General features: G+C 63.2%; 18 protein-coding genes. 4 read left to right on the plus strand and 14 right to left on the minus strand.

Annotated elements, in window-relative coordinates; all coding sequences use genetic code 11:
• Positions 1–7 precede the first annotated feature (7 nt).
• The 14 genes from HYR72_05100 to HYR72_05165 all read right to left on the minus strand — a co-directional run bounded on the left by HYR72_05100 (position 8) and on the right by HYR72_05165 (position 17,719).
• The gene (locus HYR72_05100) at positions 8–1,096 is read right to left on the minus strand and encodes a methyltransferase domain-containing protein (GenBank protein MBI1814332.1); all 1,089 of its coding nucleotides are present in this window, start codon (positions 1,094–1,096) and stop codon (positions 8–10) included.
• Positions 1,097–1,099: 3 nt separating this feature from the next.
• Positions 1,100–2,020, minus strand: a complete 921-nt coding sequence (locus HYR72_05105) for a GNAT family N-acetyltransferase (GenBank protein MBI1814333.1) — start codon at positions 2,018–2,020, stop codon at positions 1,100–1,102.
• Positions 2,021–2,028: 8 nt separating this feature from the next.
• Entirely contained in the window at positions 2,029–3,402 is a 1,374-nt protein-coding gene (locus tag HYR72_05110) for a glycosyltransferase family 4 protein (GenBank protein MBI1814334.1), read from the minus strand.
• A 29-nt stretch (positions 3,403–3,431) separates the two neighbouring features.
• A complete protein-coding gene (locus HYR72_05115) occupies positions 3,432–4,799 on the minus strand; it encodes an O-antigen ligase family protein (protein MBI1814335.1) in 1,368 nt (455 codons plus the stop codon).
• A 90-nt stretch (positions 4,800–4,889) separates the two neighbouring features.
• Positions 4,890–5,621 (minus strand): CpsD/CapB family tyrosine-protein kinase, encoded by a 732-nt coding sequence (locus tag HYR72_05120; GenBank protein ID MBI1814336.1) that lies wholly within the window; start codon positions 5,619–5,621, stop codon positions 4,890–4,892.
• Between the two features lie 20 nt (positions 5,622–5,641).
• Positions 5,642–7,258 (minus strand): hypothetical protein, encoded by a 1,617-nt coding sequence (locus HYR72_05125; GenBank protein ID MBI1814337.1) that lies wholly within the window; start codon positions 7,256–7,258, stop codon positions 5,642–5,644.
• Positions 7,259–7,276: 18 nt separating this feature from the next.
• Entirely contained in the window at positions 7,277–7,984 is a 708-nt protein-coding gene (locus HYR72_05130; GenBank protein MBI1814338.1) for a polysaccharide export protein, read from the minus strand.
• Positions 7,981–9,276 carry a glycosyltransferase family 4 protein gene (locus HYR72_05135; protein MBI1814339.1) on the minus strand — a complete coding sequence of 432 codons (1,296 nt, stop codon included), beginning with the start codon at positions 9,274–9,276 and terminating at the stop codon, positions 7,981–7,983. The genes HYR72_05130 and HYR72_05135 overlap by 4 nt, the downstream gene beginning before the upstream one ends.
• Complete coding sequence (locus tag HYR72_05140; protein ID MBI1814340.1) at positions 9,273–10,934, minus strand: alkaline phosphatase family protein; 1,662 nt, start codon at positions 10,932–10,934, stop codon at positions 9,273–9,275. The genes HYR72_05135 and HYR72_05140 overlap by 4 nt, the downstream gene beginning before the upstream one ends.
• Entirely contained in the window at positions 10,912–12,741 is a 1,830-nt protein-coding gene (locus HYR72_05145; GenBank protein MBI1814341.1) for a sulfatase, read from the minus strand. The genes HYR72_05140 and HYR72_05145 overlap by 23 nt, the downstream gene beginning before the upstream one ends.
• Positions 12,742–12,897: 156 nt before the next feature.
• Entirely contained in the window at positions 12,898–13,404 is a 507-nt protein-coding gene (locus HYR72_05150; GenBank protein ID MBI1814342.1) for a hypothetical protein, read from the minus strand.
• 9 nt (positions 13,405–13,413) lie between these two features.
• Positions 13,414–15,471, minus strand: a complete 2,058-nt coding sequence (locus HYR72_05155) for an AAA family ATPase (GenBank protein ID MBI1814343.1) — start codon at positions 15,469–15,471, stop codon at positions 13,414–13,416.
• Between the two features lie 161 nt (positions 15,472–15,632).
• Complete coding sequence (locus tag HYR72_05160; GenBank protein ID MBI1814344.1) at positions 15,633–17,036, minus strand: sigma-54-dependent Fis family transcriptional regulator; 1,404 nt, start codon at positions 17,034–17,036, stop codon at positions 15,633–15,635.
• Positions 17,033–17,719, minus strand: coding sequence for a hypothetical protein (locus tag HYR72_05165; GenBank protein MBI1814345.1), 687 nt, complete (start codon positions 17,717–17,719; stop codon positions 17,033–17,035). Before HYR72_05165 ends, HYR72_05160 begins: the two co-directional genes overlap by 4 nt.
• A 362-nt stretch (positions 17,720–18,081) precedes the next feature.
• On the opposite strand from HYR72_05165, the gene HYR72_05170 reads away from it, so the two are divergent.
• The 4 genes from HYR72_05170 to HYR72_05185 all read left to right on the plus strand — a co-directional run bounded on the left by HYR72_05170 (position 18,082) and on the right by HYR72_05185 (position 23,277).
• Positions 18,082–19,884 (plus strand): sigma 54-interacting transcriptional regulator, encoded by a 1,803-nt coding sequence (locus tag HYR72_05170; GenBank protein MBI1814346.1) that lies wholly within the window; start codon positions 18,082–18,084, stop codon positions 19,882–19,884.
• Positions 19,856–21,265, plus strand: coding sequence for a sigma-54-dependent Fis family transcriptional regulator (locus HYR72_05175; protein ID MBI1814347.1), 1,410 nt, complete (start codon positions 19,856–19,858; stop codon positions 21,263–21,265). Before HYR72_05170 ends, HYR72_05175 begins: the two co-directional genes overlap by 29 nt.
• A gap of 202 nt (positions 21,266–21,467) precedes the next feature.
• Complete coding sequence (locus HYR72_05180; protein MBI1814348.1) at positions 21,468–22,577, plus strand: hybrid sensor histidine kinase/response regulator; 1,110 nt, start codon at positions 21,468–21,470, stop codon at positions 22,575–22,577.
• A gap of 7 nt (positions 22,578–22,584) precedes the next feature.
• A complete protein-coding gene (locus HYR72_05185) occupies positions 22,585–23,277 on the plus strand; it encodes a hypothetical protein (GenBank protein ID MBI1814349.1) in 693 nt (230 codons plus the stop codon).
• Positions 23,278–23,416 lie beyond the last annotated feature (139 nt).

Below are 23,416 nucleotides of genomic sequence, written 5' to 3' on the forward strand. Positions count from 1 at the left end.
GTTCCGCCTACTTCTGCGCCATGATCAGCAACAATGGCGCGAGCGCCTCGGGATCGAAGGTCATCGTCAACACCATGCGTGCAAATGCTTTGGCCCGCTCGGCCAACGGCAACTCGCGCGGCACGCTCGTGCGTTCGCTGCGGCAACTTGGGCTGTTCCAGTGACACACCACGCGAACGTCCCGAAAACCTAGCCGCAACAGCTCGAGGCGGAGTTCCTGGCCATCGAGGCCGACGCCGGGTTTGTCGTGATACTCGGTCAGTTCGACCAACGGTTCCTGTTCGCTCGTGTGGAGATGCGACCGCATCGGAAGGCCGAGCGCCCGACCAACCCGCGTCGCGAATCCAACCGCCCGCCCGTAACCAACGCGCAGCCACTCGACACGCGCCATGCGGCGGCGCGCATCCGCGTTCGGATCCCAATCGGTGTACAGCACGCCCCCTGGCTTCATCACGCGCGCAATTTGGGCCAGCAGGGCTTTGGGATCATACAAATGATGCAACACGGAGAAGACGGACACGGCATCGACCGTGCCGGGGCGAAACGGGATGGCGTCGGCCGCGCCACCCACGACACGCAAACCGCGCGCGCGCGATAGTGCGAGCATGCCGGGAGATACGTCCATACCGATGGCACGGCCAAAGTGTCGCGCCGCGTGGCCAAGGATGTTTCCGGTGCCGCAGCCGATGTCGAGAAAGACGTCGCCGCTCGTTCGGCTACGCATCTCTTGAACCGCTTCATCGATACGCCGCTGACAGGTCGGGCCAAAGATGCCCTTGGTCGAGCGATCCTGTTCATAGTCCGGCGCCATCACGTTGTGAAAGTAGATGTTCGCGACTGTCACGCGCTCCGGCTCCGGCAACTTCAGTGCGTCGAGCGCGGCTGCGGCTTCCTCTGGCGCAAGGCGCGTCCCGCGCGCGGTCCCGGCCGCGCCCATGAGGAGATACGGCACCCCGTCTTCAATCGGATAGCGCTCGCGACACCCACAGGTCAGAGTCCCGGCAACGATGTCGCCGTCGTGCTCTTCGCTGATCGTCACGGCCAGCGCACCGCCGCAACGAGGGCAGGCAAGAATATCTAAGAGTTCCCGTTCCATACCCTAGTGCGCTGGCTGCGTGTCGGATCGCCACGGCAGCGGCGTCGAATCTTCCCGCATGAAGTCGATGATCCCCGCCAGCTTGCGCCAGCCCGGATGTACCCCCGGCCGCTCGGCGTACCAACGCACTACCCGTCCGACGGTCGGCGCCCGCAGCAGTCCCGCCAGACCGGGCCGCACTACGATACGTTGGCGCAGCGGTCGATGCCGGAATCCCATCGCGAACTTGAACTGATCGAGCGCATCCACCGGCTCGAGCGATTCGAGTCCGAACGTGATCTCGGCAACAGTCGGACGCTCGAGCGTCGCGCGCGCAACCGTATAGATGAGTGCGTTGTTGGGGTATTGGCCAAGATAGGCGTTACATGACCGGGCGAGCAGAAACTCGCAGCGGTCTTCGAGTTGTACCGTCAACAGGTACGCCGCCAACTGATCGTCTACGAATGCGCCCCACGCTTCCATTTCAGGCGCTTGCGCGGCCGCTGCCCAATATCGTTCCCAGTGCTGCCGCGCCGCCGCGCCATCCGATGGGGCCCGATCCTGCCTCTGCATGGTGTCGAGATGGGCTCGACGGCCGTCGCGCGCAATGAGCGCACAGTCCACTCGCTCAACTCGGCAACGGCGCAACCCGCGCCGAACCTTGCTGCGCGTGTTGGGGCTCAAGCGCTCAACGTCGTAGGGCCGCTCGTCACAAACGATTTGATAACTCAAGCGGCCCGGACCGTTCGGTGGTGCGACGAAGCGGGCGCCGAACCCGCGACCATCACGCATCACCTGACGCAGTTCGCCGGCATCGGGGGTGATCACACGATGAAAAGGCAAACTGAGAAAGAAGCGCGGTCCGGCATCGAACCACTCGCCGCTGGACGTCGTAACGACGCGGTGGCCGATGGCTGAAAGAAACGTCGCGAAGGGACTGGCCATTGCAAGCCTCAGCTCGCCATCGCCGCGGGCGCTACCGCTGCTCGGCCATCACCAAGCAGCGCATCCACGTCGCCATCGGGTCGACCGGCGGCACGCATGAGATCCGCGAGTTGCTCGATGTTGGCCTCGCGATCGAAGTATCGCTGGACAAAGCGCTGTCCCTCCACCGCCAAGCGTTCTCGTTGTGCCGGGTCGCGCAGCAGGTCGGCAATCGCCTCTGCCAGCTCTTCCGGGCGCTCGGGCCGCACCAGACGGCCGGTGTGACCATCTTGCACCAACTCCCGCACACCTCCCACATCCGACGCGATGACCGGCACGCGCGACGCGAGAGCCTCGACCAGCACGTTCGGGATTACGTCTTGCTTGCCGTACCGTCGCACAACGACGCTCGCGAGCACGAAGACCGTGGCCTCGGCCATCAGCGCCGCCAGTTTCGCCTGCGTCATCGCGCCGACAAAATGTACACGACTTCCCACGCCGAGCCGTTCGGCCAAGGTTTCGAGTTCCGCGCGTTGCGGCCCTTCGCCGACGAGTTGGCACTCGAACACCAAGCCCTGTTCCATCAAGTGGGCACACGCTTGCAACAAGACGTGCATGCCTTTGTAGCGTTCGAGACGGCCGCAGGTGAGCACCAGCGGGACCGGTCGCGCGGCGCGTGGTCGATAGGCGAATCGCTGCAAGTCGGCGCCGTGATAGTTCACCACCAACTTGCGCCGATCCGCCTGGAATGTGTCCGCCAGATACGTGGCGTTAGTGGCCGCACAGGTGACGACAAAGCGTGCCGCCCGTAGCTTGGCCGACAGCAGGTATTGGGTCATGTAGATATCATAGGCGTGGGCCGTGAAGCTGAATTCGATACCGTAGAGTCGATGTACGACATATGCCACTGTGGCCGGATAGCTCGCCCAGTGCGCGTGCAGATGGCGAACACCGTCTTGTTGCAGCGTGCAACCGAGGTGCACACTTTTCCATGCGAGTACCAACGACTTGAGCAGGAACAACACTGGATTGGTGTTGTAGAAGCCGAGCGCTCGCTCGCGCAGGCCCATACGCTCGGGCGCCACATCCGCAGTCGAGCGGTGCCGGTCGTCGCGCCACTCACGCGTGAGATCACGGAACACACCGAAGTAGCGACCAGGTTGTCGGACAAGGGTGACAAAGTTGCTCCGCCACATGCGCGGATGGAGCGCCCATGGCAAGTACGTCACTTCGGCGCGCAGAGTAGCCGCCTCCGGCTGCTGGGCTTCATCAGCGGCCGGCCGCTTCAGGGAATAGAGTCGAATCGGGACCTGGCGCGCGCGCAAAGCCAGCACTTCCCAGAGCACAAAGGTTTGGTGCAGGACCGGGAAGGCCGGGAACACATACGCGACGGCCGGGGCCATGTCCCGCCGCTCCACCCGTCGATCCGGATTCATGACATCGCGCGACTACGAGCTTCCGCGTACCGCCGCACCACGATCCCGAGCCCGACTAGCCAAAACAGCACAATAGATTGCCACAGATCGGCTACCAAGGAGAACACCGCGATGGCGATCACCCCGGTCCGCGCGCCACTCACGATCCAGTTGAGGTCGCGCACGCGCCGCGCTGGCGGTAAGAGTTGCTGCGCCACCGAAAGGTTTTGAAACGTGCACCAGAACAACGCGACAAACGAGAGCAGGCAAAAAATTCCGCCCTCCGCCATGGCCAATATGGGCGAACTGTGCGGCGGCGCCGTCGAACGCGCCGGATCATTAATGAAGCGGACGATTTCCCAATTGCCGGCACCGACGCCCAGGAGCAAATTGTCGCGCACAATCTCGTAGCCGACCTCAAAGGTGTAGGCGCGTCGTTCCAGCGAACCGGTCCCCACCGCACCGGTCGACGCGGCACTGCCTGGCAGGTTACCGAGCCGCTCCAAATTCTTCTCCGGCACGACCTGTAGCACCAAGGCCGCGGTGACCACGCCGACCAAGCCAAGTGCCAACAGGCGACGCAAGGAGACGCCTTCCTCGATCACGATGAAGGCCACGCAGGCGAACAACCCGAGCATTCCGCTGCGCGAGGCGGTCATCATGACCGTGATCGCCAGCAGCACGATGAGCCCCAGCAGAGAGATCTGTCCGACACGACTACGAACTTGTCGCCGCAGATACCAGAGCGCCCCGATGCAGATGATGGCGTACATCGCCACTCGATTGGGGTTACCCGCCTGAGCGATGCCGCCTTGCACGACACTGGACGCGCGACTCCCGTACAAACCCCCACTTGTCAGACCGCCCTGCAACCCAGACAACGCACTCATCACCATCATGGCGATCACCAGCAGATACACCAGCCGCATCTGCGCCGGGGTGCGAATGAACGTCGCGAAGAACAGCACGAAGGCGACGCGGTTGAGGTACAGCCGCGCCGCGATATTTCGTTCAGTCGGGCCAATCAATTCCGCCAGGCGGCTCTCGGGGCCATTGAACATCTCCGACACGGCGTAGCAGAGCGCGATGAAGAGCAGGAGTTGCATCTCGCGGCTGCGCAGGAACCACCAATCGTCGCGGGCGCGGATGCGGTAGGCGAGCAGCACCAGAAACAACAACCCCAGCATGTTGTTGATGGTGAGGAAGCCCGACCCCTGCAAAGCCTGCGGATACGTCACCAAGAAGGTCGACAGAAATAGCACGATGCCGATTTCGGGGCGTGTCACCACGAGCGTGACCAACATCAGGCCGGTGATCGCGAAAAACCAGGCTCCGGTGCCGAGCGCAACGTCAGCAACGACCGCGAACAGCGCAACGAAGGCCAAACCGATCAACGGTCCGGTAGAGATTGGGGAGGCCGCAGAACGGCCTCTGACGGCAACGGCTTGAGGCACAAGGTCTCGCTTGAACGGTCGTTACAACAAGCTCTCGAGAAACGCGGGAATGTACGATCGGCGCCGATTCAGCACGACGCCGAGAATTCGAGCATCCACCTTGTCGAGTTGACGCTTGGCGGCTTCGGCTTCGGTCACCGGTGTGCGATCGGCCTCGACGACGAGGATCACCCCGTCAACCTTGGGCGCCAGAACCGAGGCATCCGCATAGCCGTTGACCGGCGGTGAATCGATGACGATGAAATCGAACTGCGGCCGGAGTCGTACCAGCAACGTCGCGACGTGCTCGAGATCCATGCTGCGCCGGCTCGGGGCGCCGGCAACAATGACCGACAGATTGAGCGTGTCGACGCGCGAAATAACCGCTTCGGCGCTCAACTGTCCGTTGATGAAATCGGTCAGGCCGCCGTTGGAGGCAACCGGCAGCATGCGTGCCAGACTCGGCATCCGCAGATTGCCCTCCACCAATAGCACGCGGGTTTCTCGTTCCTTGGCCAGGGCCGTAGCAAGTCCGATGGCCACGGTGCTGGCTCCCTCCCCATGGCGTGCCGCCGTGACCAAGATTGTGTGCAATGAGGAGGGGCTGAGACCGGAGACAAGGCTGGCCCGCAATCGCTGATAGTCCTCCGACGCGGCTTCGGTCGCGGTCAGCCCGCCTAGACCACCGCCAGGCGCGCCCGCCGCCGGCCCGTTCCAGCGCGACCGATCGCGTTCCTCCTCGGCCTTCTTCAGCGCTTCGTATATCTTACTCAAGGCCCGTCCCCGTCCACCGGTTACGCCTGGGTGTAGTCCGCAATGCTGCCCAGCAGCGGCAACCCGAGGTGTTGCTCGACATCGTACTCCGAGCGCAGCGAACGGTTCAGGTATTCCAACCCAAACGCACCGCCGAGACTAACCGCGATGCCTGAAATGAGCGAGAGAAGGACGGAGACCCGTTGATTGTCTGCGCGCTGGAGTGGCAGCGCAGGCCGCTGCACGACATCGACGTTGATCAGTCGTTCTTGATCCATGGCTTCGCTGATGCGCGCCTCCTGTTCGCGTTTAACGTACAACTCGAATGCATCCCGGCGGTTCTTCACTTCTTGATCGAGGCGATCGTACTCAAGCGCCTTTTGCCGCAAGAAGATGAGGCGCCGACCGATACGCACGGAATCTTCTTCGAGGGTGGCGCGGCGCGCGCGCATCTCCTTCAGCGAACCCTCCATGTCGAGCAAGACCCGCAGCCGGTCTTCCCGTACCGGGTTGGTGCGCAACATCTGCCGCGCTACGACCGTCGGCCGATCGCGCAGTTCGTCATCAAGCTGCGTTTGAAGCTCGCTGATCTCCTGGGCGTTGTCGCGCACGTGACGATCCTTGTCGGTGTACTTTTGCAACAAGTTCACGCGATCGACCTGCCGATCAACCAGCTGTTGCGTGAGCTGGGTCACCACCGGGTTTACTTCGAGGTACTGATAACGCTTGATGATCGGGGGTTGATCCGCCAGCTGTTGCTGTACTACGCGGAGCTTTTCTTCCGTCCCATTGATGTTCGCGTTGACGTCGCGCAGCGTCCCATCAAGGTCGGCGCTCGACTTCACCGTCGCCTGAATCTCGTCGCGTGGCGCCACAACCCCGACGCTCTCCGCATATTCCTTGAGTGCGTCCTCGCCGCTACGCAGGCGCTTCTCGAGATCGCGGCGCTGGTCTTCGTAGAAGCGCGCCAGACCCTTATTGCCGTGCACCTCGGCATGGTAGGCGAGGTACTCGTCGACCACACGATTGACCACTTGCGCAGCGGCTTCCGGGGCGCTGGCCTTGTAATCGATCTGGATCACGTTGGAGGCCTTGATCGGCGTCACCACCAGCGCGGTATCCAGAGCCACCGCGCGCGCACCGAGATCGATGCCGTTGTCCTTGTCCTTCAAGCTGGCGTTCTCGACCCGCGCCGTACCGTTGCCATCACCATAAGCGAGACCGCGCACAACCTGGTCCAGCATTTGACGACTGCGGATGATATGGACCTCGGAGTTCACCGCTGACTCATTCAGTTCAACGGTGGCGAGCTTGGTCATGTCGGTCGACTGAACCACGGCATCGCCGCGCTGCGTGGTGATCAACACCTTCGCGCTGGCTACATACTTGGGTTTGCTGAAGACCGACACCGCAAGTCCTGGTAGCGCCACAACGATGAAGAGCCCGAGGATGAGTCGCTTGCGCTTGAACAAGACGTGGAAGATTTCGCGCACTTGCTCGCTACCCGTGAGCGTACGCGTGCTACCGTTCCCATTCCCATTCCCATGGCCGTTGCCATTGCCGTTGCCATTGCCAAGAACGTTCCCGTTGGCGTTCCCATTGCCATGACCGTTACCGTGGCCGCTGCCGTTACGCGGGCGTTGTATCTCGTGTGCCATAGGGATCCGTTGACTAACTTACGGGGCGAAGCCGATGCCAACCCGCGGAGGAACCGGCAGCATGCGGCGAATGTAGAGATCGACGAAGGCGTTGATGTCGCCGATGGTGGTGCGTGGGACAAAGATCATGTCGCGCGCCGCCAGTTGCACCGATTCGGGCTCACCCTGCAACACGCGAGTCAAATCCACCTTGGTCGCCTGATAGTCCTTCTCGCCAACAGTGATATGAACGACGCTGTCCACGCGGGCAATATCAGTAAAGCCACCCCTGTCCATGATCGCTTGCAACGCGGTCAGTCCGGGCCGATACGGCACAAACCCGGGCAGCCGCACTTCACCGGTCACATAAACCTTCTGCTCGCCCAATTCTGCCACGATCACCGTGACTTCAGGGTCACGCAAGTGTTCGCTCGAGTGCTGGCGAACGACTTCAGCGAGCTGATTCGTCGTCAACCCACCCGCCATCACCTCGCCCACATCCTGCAGCGTGATGTTCCCGTCGGGACGCACAGGCAACTTCACGTCGAGTTCCGGGTGATAGAGAAACTTGATGCGCAGCACATCGCCTGGCTGCAGCCGGTACTCGGCTTCGTGAATCGGCCCGCCCACTGACGCGTCGAGCGCCGGCAACGGCACCGGCGCGACCGGACGCGGCCGACCACAGCCCGCTCCCACGACCAGAGCGAGCGACAAACCCGCAATATAGCTCCACGCACACGTCTTCATTCGTTCCCGGTCCTTCGGGTCGACGCTCGCGGGCTTATACGATCTTCAGCCGGTGCCATCAAGCCTATTCTACGCACCCGTCCGCCTTGCTTTTCAACCGCCTCGAACCCATTCGGACGGCCCACAGTTTCGGCGTAGAGGGACTCGATCCGCGGCAGAAGTGCCGCCCACGTATGGTGCATAGCCACCGCTTGCCGAGCCGCAATTCCCAACGCGGTGCGCTGCGCACAATCCTCTAGCAAGCCTGTTATCGCCGCCGCCATCGCCCACTCGTCGCGATCAGGAACCACCACGCCAGTGTGCCCGTCTTGCACTACCTTCGCCACACTCTTGCATACCACGATTGCCTTCCCGAAAGACATGAAATTCAGCAGCTTGATCGGAAAACCCGACCAAGATGACCGCGGGCAGACGACGACATCGGCGCGCTCCAGGATGGTCCGTGTACTTCGAAAGCTCCGACTCTCGGCGACAACAACACCGGGAATCGCTGCAATCGTCACCAATCGCCGTCGCGTGGTGGGGGCAGTGGCCACGTGCGCGGCGATCACGAGCACGGTATTCGGTCGCTTCTGGCGGACGTGGGCAAATGCCCGCAGCAAGGTCTCCATGTTCTGATACGGATCGATGTTCCCAGCATAGAGAACAACATCGTTGTCGGGAAACAGCATGCCCCCATTCTCGATTTCACGCTTCGATGGCAGCGCAATCGCCGGCGGCACGACGGCAATTCGGTTGCCGGCGACACCGCGGTGGATCAGGAAGCGCGCGATCTCGGGACTCAGCGCTACGCAGTAGTCGGCGCACCGCGGCACCACACGATCGAGCGCTCGTCCGACCCGCCGAGCGATCCACCGCGCGATGGATCCGGTAAAGTAGTACGGAAGCTCGTCGCTCATCACGTTGTGGCTATGGTACACAACCGGCGTGCCGAGCATCCACCGCACGGCGTAGCTCACCAGCGGGCCCTCATAGTTGTGCGCGTGGATGACATCGATCGCGTGATCCCGCACCACGCGATAGAGCGTGGCAATCAACGCTACGTCGAGTACCAGCTTCGCCCACCACGACCGCGATCCATCAAGCCCGCCGCAGCCCCGGGTCCGATGGATGCGGAATCCCCGCACTGGGACGACGTGCTCACCCGCCGGGTACGTCACCACGTGGACCTCGTGGCCCGCCGCAACCAGCGCCTCAGCCAATTCGCGGATCAGAACTTGCGACCCACGCAGACTCGGGAATGGACACGCAGCCACCATCGCGATCCGGTAGCGCGGGCGCAGGCTGTTCATGCCAGGTACCCCAACGCCTGCAGCCGGCGTTCGATCGTTCGTTCTTCATCTGACGTGTATGCATGCTCGCTCTCGATCGCGTCACTCGTTGTATACGACGCTGCCCATTCCGGTGCGCCAACACCCACCAGTGAGCGGCCATCAAAGTCGCTCGGAATCGGCACATCACACAACGTGAGAATGGTCGGCGCCATGTCGCAGATATCGGCTGTGAGAAAACCCACCGGCCGCACCGCCCCGCTCAACACGAACAACCCATCGCGGCGATGGCTACCGCTCATCCCGGTCAGCTTCCCCCCAGTCATCTCGGCCGTGGTAGCCACCCGCACCGGGTCGTCGCCCACGCTCAAGCGAGTCGGGAGACAGGCGTAGGAGTACCCGCCCGGCAGAGCCAACTCAACAGTTAGATCCGGGGCAAACTGCACCCATGGACCGTGATACAACTCGTCGCGGTGCCATACGTGCGCCACGATCGGCTCCCCGGAGTCAGGATCGCGCAATTCCCCTAAGGCTGCGGTGACCTCGTCACAGGTGCGATCGTACTCGCTGGAGGCAACGATGCCGAGGGTGTCGCGACCGCTCACGTTGAGCCATACGGACGGCGCATAGTTCAGTTCCTCCGAGAACGCACGCGTCTGCTTCCAATCGATGTCGGCGAATCGGCTCGCCGATTCGAGCGCATCCGCAAACCGCCCACCGCCAAGGCGGAAGCAACGCGCCTGCACGCTCGGTGGTAACCCGCGCAGAAGCCACCGCTTGCCCAGCGTCGCCGCCCGCGACGCGACGCGGCGGTCCCGCCAATGGAGCAGCCCAGCGCGGGCGAGTTGACCGTTGAGATGGACGACCGTACGCCCGACGCCGCCGAACCCGTGATCGGAGCACACCAGCACGGTGCTCGGTTCTGCCGCATCGACTAGCTCGCCGATCGCGCGGTCGAGTGCCGCATAGACGGCCCGGATCGCACCGCCGAATTCACGTGCACCGTCAGCGTCGTGGCGCGGAGATTGTGGATCGCAGAAGCGCCAAAAATGATGCGCGACCGTGTCGGACTCACCGAACACCACCGTCGCACAGTCCCACCGCTCACGCCGCAGTTGCCGCGCGACGAATCGAGTCTTGATCGCGATCCCTTCCAGCAATCGACGCAACGCCTCGCGGTACCAATCGCGATCCACTTTGAACTCCTGGAAGTCTGCGAACGGGAAGCCGCCGTTCGCGGCGACTTCTTGCGCCAGTTCCGGCGGATGAACGAAGGACGCGTCGGCGCGCGTGGTCACGGGGGTATCGAAGCCGCTGACCATCTGCCCATTGATCGGCTCCGGCGGATACGTTCCCGGGACTCCGAACACGGCCACGCGGCGCCCCGCAGCGCTCAGTCTGCTCCAGACCGTTGGCACTTTGCGAAAACTCCCGTTGATGAACTGCACCCTGTACGCACCCGCCACTCGTCGGGTGAAATCAAAGATGCCGTGGCGTCCCGGGTTCACCCCGGTCATGAAGGTCGTCCACGCCGGAAACGTGGCCGGCGGCATCGTCGAGCGGAGCGGCCCCCACGCGCCCTGGGCCAACAGTCGCTGCAGATGCGGCAACTCTCCCGTCTCCGCCCAGGGGCGGGCAAGATCGAGCGACGCTCCGTCAAGACCGACGATCAACAGCATTCGCTGGTCCCTCGATCGGCTGCAGCGCATGACCGGTCGCGATCCGAGCGCGCGCCGCCGCCAGCTGCTGCAGCAGCGCGCTCGTAAGCTCCGGTTCGTTCGCCGCCCGATCGTTCCGCTCGTGTGGATCCGAACTCACTTCGTACAGCTCCACGGGACGTAGTCCACGCGGATTCCCCGGGTTCGCTGTGATCACCTTCCAATCCCCTACACGGAGCGACGTGAGGACGTTCCCCTCAAGGTCCTCTTCCGCGTATACCGGCCACTGGTCGAGACCATCGCGGAACAAGTCGTGCCCCATGAAAGCCTGCGGCGGCCGTGCACCCGCAGCCACCATGAGCGCGGGCGCCACATCAATGGTGCGGACCGGGTCGGTGCGACGCAACCCCGGGGTCGGCTCGTGCGCGCGCTTGACGATGAGCGGCACGTGGACTTGCTCGTCGTACAGTGTCGTGCCGTGCCACCAGCCGCCGTGCTCTTGAAATTCCTCACCGTGATCCGCAACCACGGCGATCACGCTGTTATCGTACAGGCCGCGGGAACGGAGGCGATCGAACAAGGCGCCGAGGTGCGCATCGAGGTAGGACACGTCCTCTAAGTACAAGCGATGCATCTCGTCACGACGGGCCACCGGCGGCTCGGGGGTGCTGGCGCGCGCCACCGCGCGGCCATCGTAGGGAATTTCGAAGAATGGATCGTGCGGGTCCATGTAATGGATCAGAAGGAAGAACGGCTGCGGCGGCGACTGCTCGATCCAAGCCGTCACGTTGTCGTCAACCACGCGCGCATCCTGGTAGTAGTTGTAAAAGTACATGCGGTCGGCACCGAAGCGCTCCCGCACTGCCCGCAGGCCCTTGTAGATGGCGAGGCGTGTCGATGAATCGGTCGCCCAGAAATAAAAATCCGGCGGCAGATAGTGATACTCGCCAAAGCCTTGCTGGAAATTGAAGATGGGCGCCACATTGATGTTGGTGACCAATCCCGCGCTCCAATAGCCCGCGGCGCTGAAGGCCTCAGCCAGTGTCAGCACGCGATCCGGGAGCATGTCCATCTTGTGGATCGCTCCGTGCTGCGACGGATATAGGCTGGTCAACAAGCTGGCGATCGACGGACGCGTCCAACTCGCCTGCGAATAGGCCCGCTCGAATAAGACTCCGTCGCGCGCGAAGGCATCCAAGTGCGGTGTCTGCCCGGACGCACCACCGTAGGTAGTGAGCGCATCTGCACGCAGCGTATCGGTGACGATGAAGATGACGTTCGGACCGCTGGCCGTGGCCTTCGCTTGGACCGAGCTACCGGCCGCTTCGGGACGAGAGGTGGCAAGCGCAAGCCCGACGCTGCCGGCCAACGCCAGCACGAAGATCGCGAGCACGCCCCACACCGCGACGCCGGCGTAAAGGATGCGCCCCATTTTCGCCACCAGCCACGCGAGCACGACTCCCCCAACGCAAAGGCCTACGTGCACCGCCACACCAGTCGGCGAGACCAGGATCAGCTCCTCGTGAAATACTCGCTGGATGATGTGGTAGCGCCCGACGATCACCGACAGAACGGCTACTGCGATCCCGACTCCAAACGAGAATCCGCGTACGCTCGACAACCGCGTCCGGCCACTCGCCGCCCCGACCAGGACGCCTGCCAACGCGAGCGCTGACCCGAGCAGCCCGTACGAAACCACCGCGTACGGCACTAGCCAGTATTCCTCCGGCTCGGCGCTGGTTGACAGAATGAGCACCACTTCACCGAGGCCAACTAGGGCGCCGCCAACCAGCCCTCCCAATATGCACGCGACTACGAACCGCGTCATCGAACTTCCGGAATCGGATGTCACACGCCACCTTTCACCATCGAGCGCCGGATATAGCTCCGCCCATGAGGCCCGTGGGCCCTATCCCCCAAGAGCCTCTGAGGCTCCCGCGCTGGCGACCGCACGTGCGGTCACCAACATCTTCTCGCCTGCCGGCTAGGCCGACACGCGATCGACAAACTCCTGCGGCAGCTCTACTCGCGTCTGCCGCCGCAACAGTTCCATCAAAATGCGCACGCGCCCACGGCCACTCACCGGCGTCTCGATCACGCCTTCCAGCCCCGCCAGCGGACCATACTTCACTCGGACGCGCTGGCCCTCGTGAAACACGGGAAAGGCGTGGATGAGGCCGTCCGCGCTGGCACGCGCGCGCAGATACTCAACCGCACTATCCTCAAGCGGACACGGGGTGCTGCCAAACGCGACGAATTTGCTAACGCCGGGAGACCACACTACATCGAAGTACTGCGTGTCGAGGTTGATGCAGACCATCAAGTAGCCTGGGAACAGCGGCGCCACGACCGGATGGATGCCGGCGCGCGCGGGCTCGCAGATGCGCGGCAAGAAGGTCTGCACACCCCGCCGGGAGAGCTGCCACTCGGCATACTGCTCGCGCCGCACCTTCGTGCGCACCACAAACCACTGGGCGAGATCGGACGGCATAGTGGAATCCTAGTGCACGAGCATTGCCATGCGACTGTCTTCACGGAAGAGACGTTGGACATCGCGACTCGCCGACACAGCCGCCGCCCGATCAGCGAAGCCGTCGATCAGGACTCGGAACACCGGATGGCGCGCGCTCAACGCGCCCTTGACGACTCGGCTGTGCTGTCCACGCGCACGCAGGGCAGCGTCGAGCGCGGCGGCCCGCGTTGGCTGCGCGGTCGAATAGACCAACACGGCAAAGCGGCGGTCGCCGTATGTAACCACCGAGCTTTCGCTCAAGTCGGGCAGCTGCAGCGTCTGCCCAACGGAGATCACGTTCACGTCGTGCAACTCCGGATTGGCCAGCTTGAGCAGGTCGAGAATCGTCTGATTGGATTGGCCATATTTGCGCATTGCGATGCGCGAGATCGAATCGCCCGATTGCACAACGACGCGTTCGAACTGATTGGCGGCCAAGCGGATCTCCTCCGCAGGAACGGCGGTTGCGCCTGCGTCGGCACCCTCATCGATCGTCGTCACCATCGCTCTCGGCGCCGGCGCGACGGGCATTACGTCTTCGGCGTCCGCCCACAACGTCTTCGGATCCGCAGGCGCTAGTCTGGGTCCGCTCGCCACTGCCACGGGCGCCTTCGGCGCGGCCGGTTCGACAACCTTGACGACGGGCTCCGCTCCGTGCACTGGAGGCTCTGCGGGGCGCGCCACGGGCTCCGGCACGCGCTTGACCGGCTCGGCTACGCGCGGCGCCGGCTCGGCCGCGTACGCCATCGGTTCAACAACGTTCGCAGGCCCAGACCCACTGCGGTTGTGTTCGATCACGGCGGCCGGTACCTTGGCGCCCGCCAGACGCTCCGGCGGCATCGGGGCGATCTCGGCATCCGAACGCGGGCCGAGGGCCGGCGCCGGATCCGCAGGGGGCGGGACTTCCTGCGGCCGCATCGCTGGCAGCGGTGCAGCCGCTTCACCACGTGGCGGCTCGGCCCGCACCGACTCCGCCTCGCGGGGCACTTGCAACGACCCCGGGCGAATGACCTCGGCCGGTCGCGCAAGGGCGGCGGCTGGCTCCTGTGGAGTCGCCGGCTGCTCCACGGCGGGGCGTTGCAGCATGCTGCGCCCGACCGACAACAGGCCAATCAGGATCGCACCCAAGACTAGGGCGATCAGGCCAAGCCGTGCCCGCGGCCGCTCCGTGGTCATTGCCGGCACAGCCACCGTCACCGGGCCCTCTTTCCGAGGTACTTCCGTGGGCACCACGGTCTCCTGCAACGGCATCAGGTCCGCCGCTGCTTCGGAGATCACATCGCCGGCGATACGCTTCTTGCCGAGTGCGTAACCGATCACCAGCGCGTTGTCGCAGACCACGTTGATCAGTCGCGGGATGCCGCGCGAGAATCGATAGATCTGCTCCTCGGCATCGCGTGTAAACAGCTTCAGATCGCTGCATCCAACTGCGTGCAAGCGGTACTGAACGTACTCACTGAGCTCCTCACGCGAGAGCGGCAGCAGCCGGCAGCTCACGGCGATGCGCTGCCGCAACTGGCGCAGCGCCGGGTTGCTGAGTTTGTCACCCAACTCGGGCTGACCCGACAGAACAATCTGCAGGATTTTTTCCTTGGCGGTCTCCAGATTGGAGAGCAGCCGCAGATCCTCGAGCACGGTGTAGTCGAGATCCTGCGCCTCGTCGATCAGCAGCGCCACGTTACCACCGCCGCGCAGTTGCTCGAGGAGAAACGTGTTGAGGCGCTGGAGCATATAGAGCTTCTTACCGTTGTGAATAGGCAGATCGAATTCGGCGAAAACGTATTCGAGTATCTCCTCGAAGGTCACGTGGGTATTGAAGATGAACACCGTGCGCGTCTTCTGATCGAAGTCATCCATCAGGCGCTTAAGCAGGGTCGTCTTGCCGGTACCGGCTTCGCCGATGAGGGTAATGAACCCCTTGCGCTGCACGATGCCGTACTGAAGGGCCGCCAATGCCTCGCGGTAGCGGGCATTGAGATAGAGGCACTTCGGATCCGGGGTCACGTTGAACGGCCGCTCCGTCATCTGGTAGAAATCGCAGTACATCGATCACCCCACTAGTTGAGTGGCGCAACAGCCGTGCCACGAGTTGATTCTGCACACGATAACGCGCACGCGCTTCTCTTGAACGTCTGCTGCGTCAGATGACGTGCCGAATTGCCGCGGCGATTCTCGCATCAACGCCAGATGCGGCAAGATCGCAACTATCATGTCGGCTCCCTGCCCGTCTCGCCCCGACCGTTGCGGAACTCGCCCGCACGCAAACCATGGGCTTTGATCTTACGATGGAGCGTCGCCTGATCGACCATAGCGTGGCGAGCGCTTGGGCCAATGCCACCGTGGTAGCGCTCCAGCACGTGGGCGAGGTATTCTCGTTCCGCTCGGCGCAGAAACTCGCGCAAGGGAATTTGGAAGTCCACGCCACCGCGTCGGCTCACCTGGGTCTCAACGTCGACCGGCACGTCCACTTCGCGAATGCTGTCGGCCTTGGCACGCAGAACCCCACGTTCGAGCACGTTCAGCAGCTCCCGCACGTTTCCCGGCCAAGAATAGCTCATGAGTTGCGCGAGCGCGCGTTCGGAAATTCGGTTGATGCCCTTTTCACGCGCGAGCGAATGGTTGCGCAGAAAGTCCGCCACCAACAGAGCAATGTCCTCCGACCGCTCGCGCAAAGGCGGCAGGTGAACCGGAACCACGTTGATGCGGTAGTAGAAATCCTCGCGCAGCTGCCCAGTCTTCACCAGCGCGGCAAGGTCACGATTGGAAGCAGCCAACACTCGCATGTCAACCGGGATCGACTTGTTACTGCCGAGCTTCTCGATCGCGCGCTCCTCAAGGACTCGCAGCAGCTTCACCTGCATAGCCAGCGGCATGCTCTCAACCTCGTCGAGAAAGAGCGTGCCACCGTTCGCCGCCTCGATCTTGCCCATGCGATCCTGCACCGCCCCAGTGAAGGCACCGCGCTCGTAGCCAAACAGTTCGCTCTCCAGCAGCGACTCGGGGAACGCGGCGCAGTTGATGGCAACGAAGCGACCGGCGCGCCGCTTGCCCTGGAAGTGGATCGCACGTGCCACCAGTTCCTTGCCAGTGCCCGACTCGCCGGAGATCAGTACGGTTACGCTGTTCTGCGCCAGCATCTCGATGGTCGAAAACACCTCGATCATCGCGGGGCTCCGAGTCACCATGTTGGCAAACGTGTAGCGATCGGACAGCTGCTTGCGCAGGTACTCAATCTCGTCAATCAGGCGTCGACGCTCCAGCACTTTGCCGATCGCGAGCAAGATTTCCTCGGACTCGAACGGCTTCGCGATGTAGTCGCAGGCCCCTTGTTTCATGGCCTCGACCGCGCCTCGAATACTCCCGTACCCGGTGATCATTACGACGTCTACGTTTGGCCAGCGCTCGCGGATCTCGCGCGTCAGCGCGATACCGTCGCTGCCGGGAATCTTCATGTCGACGACCGCGAGCGTAAACTCGCGCTCGGCCAAGCTCTCCAACGCCCGCGCCACGTCGGCGGCAGCGGTTACCTCGTAGGCCTGTTTGGTCAGGAGAGCGTGAAGCTGCTCGCGGATCAGCGGATCGTCATCAACGACGAGAACTTGAGGAGTCATGCCGCCACCGGGAGTCGTAGAGTCCAACGCCGGTGCTCGCCGGCGCTCGTCTCCAACAACTCCCCGGCTTGCAAGTTCACCAGCTTTTCGGCCAGCGCCCAACGCAGTTGCGCGGTCGGCGAGTTGCACGGCGCAAAGTCACCCACGACGATCTCGAATTGCGCCCCGCCAACGCCGACACCCGCACTCACATTCGGGGTCCCATGGTCAAGGGACTCGCGCAGCGACTGCGCGAGCAAATGAAAAACACGCGCCAGCCTCGCGGGATCGACAACTACCGCGGCGCTCAGTTCAGTCGCCAGGGTCACATTTAGCTTCCCTGCGCCCATCGCCTCGTCGAGGTGATGGCGGAAGCTGGCGGCCACATCTGCGGCACGCATCGCATGTCCTTCGATGACGATCGGCGCGACGTAGTCCACGAACAACTCAAGCAACGCTTGGAGTTCGCGAATCGAATCTTCCAGCGGCGACAGCGCAGGAGCACTGGCAGCGCGCATCGTACGGGCGAGATGATACAAACGCTGGAAGATGTTGCCGAATGCGTGATCGACTGTTGCCAACACATTCTGCTGCACAACGACCAAGTCGCCATCGGGATTCGCGAATGTCGCCTCGCCCGCTGCACCACGATCAGCGTCAGCGGCAGGGCCGGTGAGCGATGAGTTTCCTTCGGCTCTAATCACGTCGCTCCTCGTGGCCGGCACTTGCGAAAGAGAATATTCATACGGCCCGCATCGGCCTACGCCGAACGGTGGAAAGTCCCCCCGCGTGCCATGCGGATCGCATTGCCGGCCAGCCACTACGGTTACCATGCGAGCTTAAACTTTTTCAAGCGAATTCTGCAATCGGTATCGCGCGCCTGCGAGCGGTCTTGCAGGGTAGCGGCATCGGGCTCTCGGCCGGATCGCATTCCCGAATGTCTAGCGGATTGGTCTCGGATTAAACGATTGACAGCCGAGGCCGAATGTCGCTAGTTAGGCCTCCAAGTTGTCAGCCACAAGTCGCCGCCCAGAGCACAGTCGGGATGGAAGGAGGCTCGGGAGAAGTGGCGCTGCCCAGGATCTTCGTTATTGACGACTCCGAAGCGGTGCGTGAAACGCTGTCGATCGTGCTTGCCCACACGGGCGAGGTACATGAAGTCGCACCCCACGATTGTTCGGCATCATACCCCGTTCCGGACGCTCGCCCCGATCTGATCATCGCCAACGCGGACACGATTCCGGCCGTGGCGCTGCGCGCCATTGGCGCCGCAAGCCTGCCGGTGATCTGGCTGCGCGCACAACCAATGGACGGAGCGCCGCTGCGTGCGTCGGCCGGCCCGTCGATAGTGCTGCCGGCGCGTTTTGACGGCCACGTCCTCACCGAGCACGTCCGACAGCTGCTGCGCCGCGCGCCCCAATCGCAACCGCAGCCAACGAACGACAAGTTGGCCTACCCCTACCTGTCGCACGAGGCGGCTCAGGTTGCGCGCGAGGCCGCTGCGAATCGCTTGCCCGTGCTGATCTCGGGTGAGCCCGGCACCGGCCGCGCGCGCGTCGCCGCCGCGATTCAACTCGCGCACTCGGCCACCCGTCTGGTGCCAATGCCACCGGCGAGCTGTACTCGCAACGCGATCCAAGACCTCGCCACGACCGGGCCGGACGTGAGCATCCTCATCGATGACGTGGCATCAGCCACCGCGGAAACGCAGGCGCTGCTGCTCGAAGTCGTGGATGCCGGCGGGCTGTGGACACCGCGCGGATGGTTGGCGATCCGCATCATGGCCGCGACGGCGGCGGATCTTGGGAGCATGACGTACGGCAGTTCGTTCTCGCACGACTTGTACTATCACCTCAACGTGCTGCCAATCACGCTACCGCCGTTACGCGAGCGCACTCACGACATTCCCGTGCTCGCGCGGGCGATCGCCGCCGAGCTGTGCAGCAACCTGGGCTGTCGTCCAGTAGCGTTCACGCCTCGCGCGATGCAACGGTTGACGCGCTACCTCTGGTTCGGCAACACCGCCGAGTTGGAGACCGTGCTCGCTCGCACGATCGCGTTGGCGCACAAGGAAGTCCTCGATGTGGGCGACCTGCTGTTCGGCTACGGCCCACTTGTCGTCGTGCCGGCCTCTCAACCGGCGCAACCGGAGCAGCCCGCCACACCGCTGGCGAGCAGCGCGGTCGACATGATCATCAATGAGCTCGCGCACGAGTTCAAAAATCCGCTCGTGACGCTGAAGACCTTCGCGCAGCACCTCGATCGGCTCGTGTTAGAGGAATCCAGTCGCGATCAACTCGTTCTGATGACCGGAGAGGCGGTTGATCGCATGGATCGAGCGCTAGAGAACCTGCTGCAGTTCACGCGCTTCCACGAGCCGTCGCCACAACCGGTGCCGCTCGGAGCGATATTGGGTCCGGCGCTCGCCGAACTCGGTCCGCTATTGAGCGAGCGCCGACTGATGCTCGACTATCGGCCACCCCACAGCAACGTCGTCGTCAGCGTCGATCCGGAACAGATCACCTACGCGCTGGAAAACCTCCTCCGCGCCCTGATCCGCAATATCGGGGACGGTGGCTCGATCGCGGTCCACTGTGGCGAGGGCGGCCGCATGACAATCCAGTTGCCCGCCGGCAACGGACGCGGTATCGCCAAACTTGCGAGCCTGTTGCCGCCGCGCGACGGCAACGAGGAATCGCCGGTGCCCCTGGGCTTGGCACTCGCGCGCAGTTTGGTGAAACGGAACGGCGGCCAGTTCGAAATTCAGGAGAGCGCGACCGGGGCCACGGTCACGATTCAGCTCTCTGCTGCGGATGGAGTGGGGAGGGTGGTGCGCGACGATGGAACGACCACGGCTGCTAATCGTTGATGACGAGCTGAGCGTCCGCGAATCGCTGCGGATGATCCTGAAGGAGCGCTACGAACCGGTGCTCGCCACCAGTGGTGAGGAGGCGCTCGATCTCTTGCGACAGGAGCGTCCCGAGGTGATCCTGCTCGATGTCCTGATGCCGGGCATGGATGGGCTCGAGACCTTGGAACGCATCGCCCTGCTCAAACCCGCACCGCCGGTCATCATGCTCACCGCCACCAAGACGGTGAAGACGGCGGTGAGCGCTATGAAGCTCGGCGCCTTCGACTACATCACCAAGCCCTTCGACATCGACGAGCTGCACCTGCAGATCGATCGGGCCGTGCAATCGGCGGCGCTGTTGCACGAAGTCGAAGCCCTCCGTACCGAAGTCGGTCGCCGCTACAGCTTCGACAACATCATCGGCGGCTCGGGCAAAATGCAGTCGGTGCTGAAGACCGTCGGGATGGTAGCCCCGCTCAAAACCACCGTGCTCATCACCGGCGAGAGCGGCACCGGCAAGGAAGTCATCGCCAAGGCCATCCACTACAACAGCCCGCGCGCCAGCCAGTCGTTGGTCACGCTGAACTGCAGCGCCATTCCGGACAATTTGCTCGAAAGCGAGTTGTTCGGTCACGAGCGTGGTGCCTTCACCGACGCGTACAGCAAGAAACTTGGGCAGTTCGAACATGCGCACAAAGGTACCATCTTCCTTGACGAAATCGGCGAGATGAACCCGGCCACGCAGGCGAAGATCCTGCGGGTATTGGAACAGGGGACGTTTACTCGAGTCGGCGGCGGCCATCCAGTCAGCGTCGATGTCCGTGTCATCGCCGCCACCAATCGCGACCTGCAGCAAGGCATGCGCGACGGCACCTTCCGCTCCGACCTCTACTATCGGCTCAACGTCGTCGCCATCCACTTGCCACCGTTGCGCGAACGCACGGAAGATCTCGCGCCACTCATCCGCCACTTCCTCTCGCTCAAGTCGCGCGAGCTCGGCGTCGCCGAGAAACCGTTCAACCCCGAAGCGCTTGATCGTCTGATGTCCTTCCACTGGCCCGGCAATGTGCGCGAGTTGGAGAACCTCATTGAACGAGCGCTCGTGCTGTCGCAGGGGTCGGTGATGACTCTGGACGACCTGCCGCAATACGTCGTCAGCGGCGAAAACCAGCCGCATCCGGCGCAGCAGTCCGTCATCCGTGGCGAGCGCCGCCTCAGCGACGCGGTCGACCAGTTCGAGCAAGAGTTGATTCGCAGCGCCCTCGCTGAAGCCGATTTCAATCAGACACGCGCCGCACAAATTCTCGGCACCACTCGGCGCATCCTCAAGTACAAGATGGACAAACTGGGCATTGTTTCGGTCGACAAGGATCCCGACGCAGCCGCATCCAACACGTGACAGTCCTGTTCGCACCCATCGAACAATTTTGCACAACCACCCGACGCCTTGAGTAGTCGGCTCGCGACCCACCGCACCTAAGAATCGCAACGGAATCGCCACTTCCGCGCGTCACGTTCGCGCATCACTTCAATTTCAATCGCACTGGCACATCCCCTGCTCTCCTTGGGACCGCCCTTTCGGAGAGTAGGAGACTTCGGCCATGGACGAGTGCGCATCGCTGCTGATCATCGACGACGAGCGGGGGCCGACCGAATCGTTGCGGATGATCTTCAAGCCTTCCTACAAGGTCTTCACCGCCGCGCGGGCCGAACAAGCCCTCGACATTCTGCGTACGACCGCGATTGATGTCGTCACCCTCGACCTCCGCATGCCTGGAATGCCCGGCATCGAACTGCTCGAGCACATCAAGGAACACGATCCCGACATCGAAGTCATCATCGTCACCGGCTACGCCGCGCTGGACTCGGCGATTCGCGGATTACGCCATCGCGTCTTCGACTACGTGACCAAGCCGTTCGACGTCCCCCACATTGCGGATCTCGTTCGCCGCGCCGTCGGCCGCCGGCGCGCCTCGCTGCGGATGCGAAACATCAAGGAAGACTTTCTCGCCAATCTTTCGCACGAGCTGCGCACGCCGCTGAGCGCCATCATCGGCTACGGCGCCATCCTCGCCGAGGAGTTGCAGGCGATGGTCAACACCGAACAGCGCACCGCTCTCGATCGCATTCAAGCAAACTCGCAAGAGCTGCTCAGCTTGATCGAAGGGGTCCTACTGCTCAACGCGCTCGACGCAGGCGAAGTGCCGCTCACGGTCGACCCGTTCGACATCACCGCGGCAACGCAGCGCATTGGTCATCGTTTCGAGCCGCTGGCAACCGAGAAGGGGCTGCACTTCGACGTGACGTACTCGGCCGACGGTCTGTGGGCCATTAGCGATGAAGACAAAGTCGAGCGCGTGCTGGTCGCCCTGCTCGACAACGCGGTGAAGTTCACCTCGCACGGCGGCATTACGCTGAGCGTCCGTCAAGCGCCGCAGCCGGGCGCCGTCGAGATCGAAGTCGCGGACAGCGGTATCGGCATGGGCGAGGAGGAAATGGCACAGGCCCTCAAGGGGCTCGCGCAGACCGATTCCTCGCCGCGCCGACGCTATCGCGGGCTTGGGCTCGGATTGCGGCTGGCGACGCGGTTGGTCGAGTTTCTCGGTGGCGATCTTCGCGTGCACAGCGAGGCCGGCAGTGGCACGCAGTGCATCGTCACCCTGCCCGCGCGCCGCGTAGCGCCCCACGATCAGTTCACCCACTTGCACTGAGGGTCCGATGTCCGACGCATTCTTGTTGTGCCGCGATTGCGGCGTTGTCCACCGTGTCTATGCGGCGCACGAACTCGCCGAGGGCGGCGAAGCCAACGAGGCGGCCGCGATCGCCTACGGCGGCTTCCTCATTGAACATCGCCATCATCCCTTGGAACGAGTCGAGCGCACCGGCGTCAACGCCCACTACGAAGGCACGCTGTGGGACCCGGTACACACCAGCTACATCGAATTGAGCAGTGGCGAGCAATCGTTCACCGTCCGCAGCGGGCGCGAGTCGATTGATGAACCGGTGCGACACGAGGTGGTCGAGCAACGCATCGAGCCCGGCGCCGTGCGGCTCGCGATCGAAGAGCACGAGATTCGCCGCGCCCTCGATTGCCACTTCTATCCCTACGCGCTACGGCCATCGAAGGTCGATCAGTTCGTCGCCGCGGTGCGCACGATCTTGCCTCTGCTCCCCGCCGACCAGATCGCCACCGAGTTCGACGACGCTGACGATCCCACTCTCAGCATCGCGCGCCTGCCCGACGAAGGCGTCGTGACATTGCTCGAACGTTCGATGGACATCTTCGACGCGTGGGAACTCTCGCGCATTGCCGGCTTCATCAGCGCCAACCGCGACGAATACGGCGCCCTCGCCCTGCGCGTACGCCGCGAGACTACGCTGAGCCCGCAGCCATCGCGCGACGAGCGCTGACGCACTCCCACTTCAGTTCCGCGTCCAATCACCAGATCGGCTGCCTTCGCGGGCGCTGTGTGCTGCGCTTCATCACACGAGGCATCGCAACGCGGGCGTTCATGTCCTGTTCCTGTCCCTGCCACGAATGATGGTCCTT

It is taken from the genome of Deltaproteobacteria bacterium (assembly GCA_016178705.1).
Classification (GTDB): domain Bacteria; phylum Desulfobacterota; class Binatia; order HRBIN30; family JACQVA1; genus JACOST01.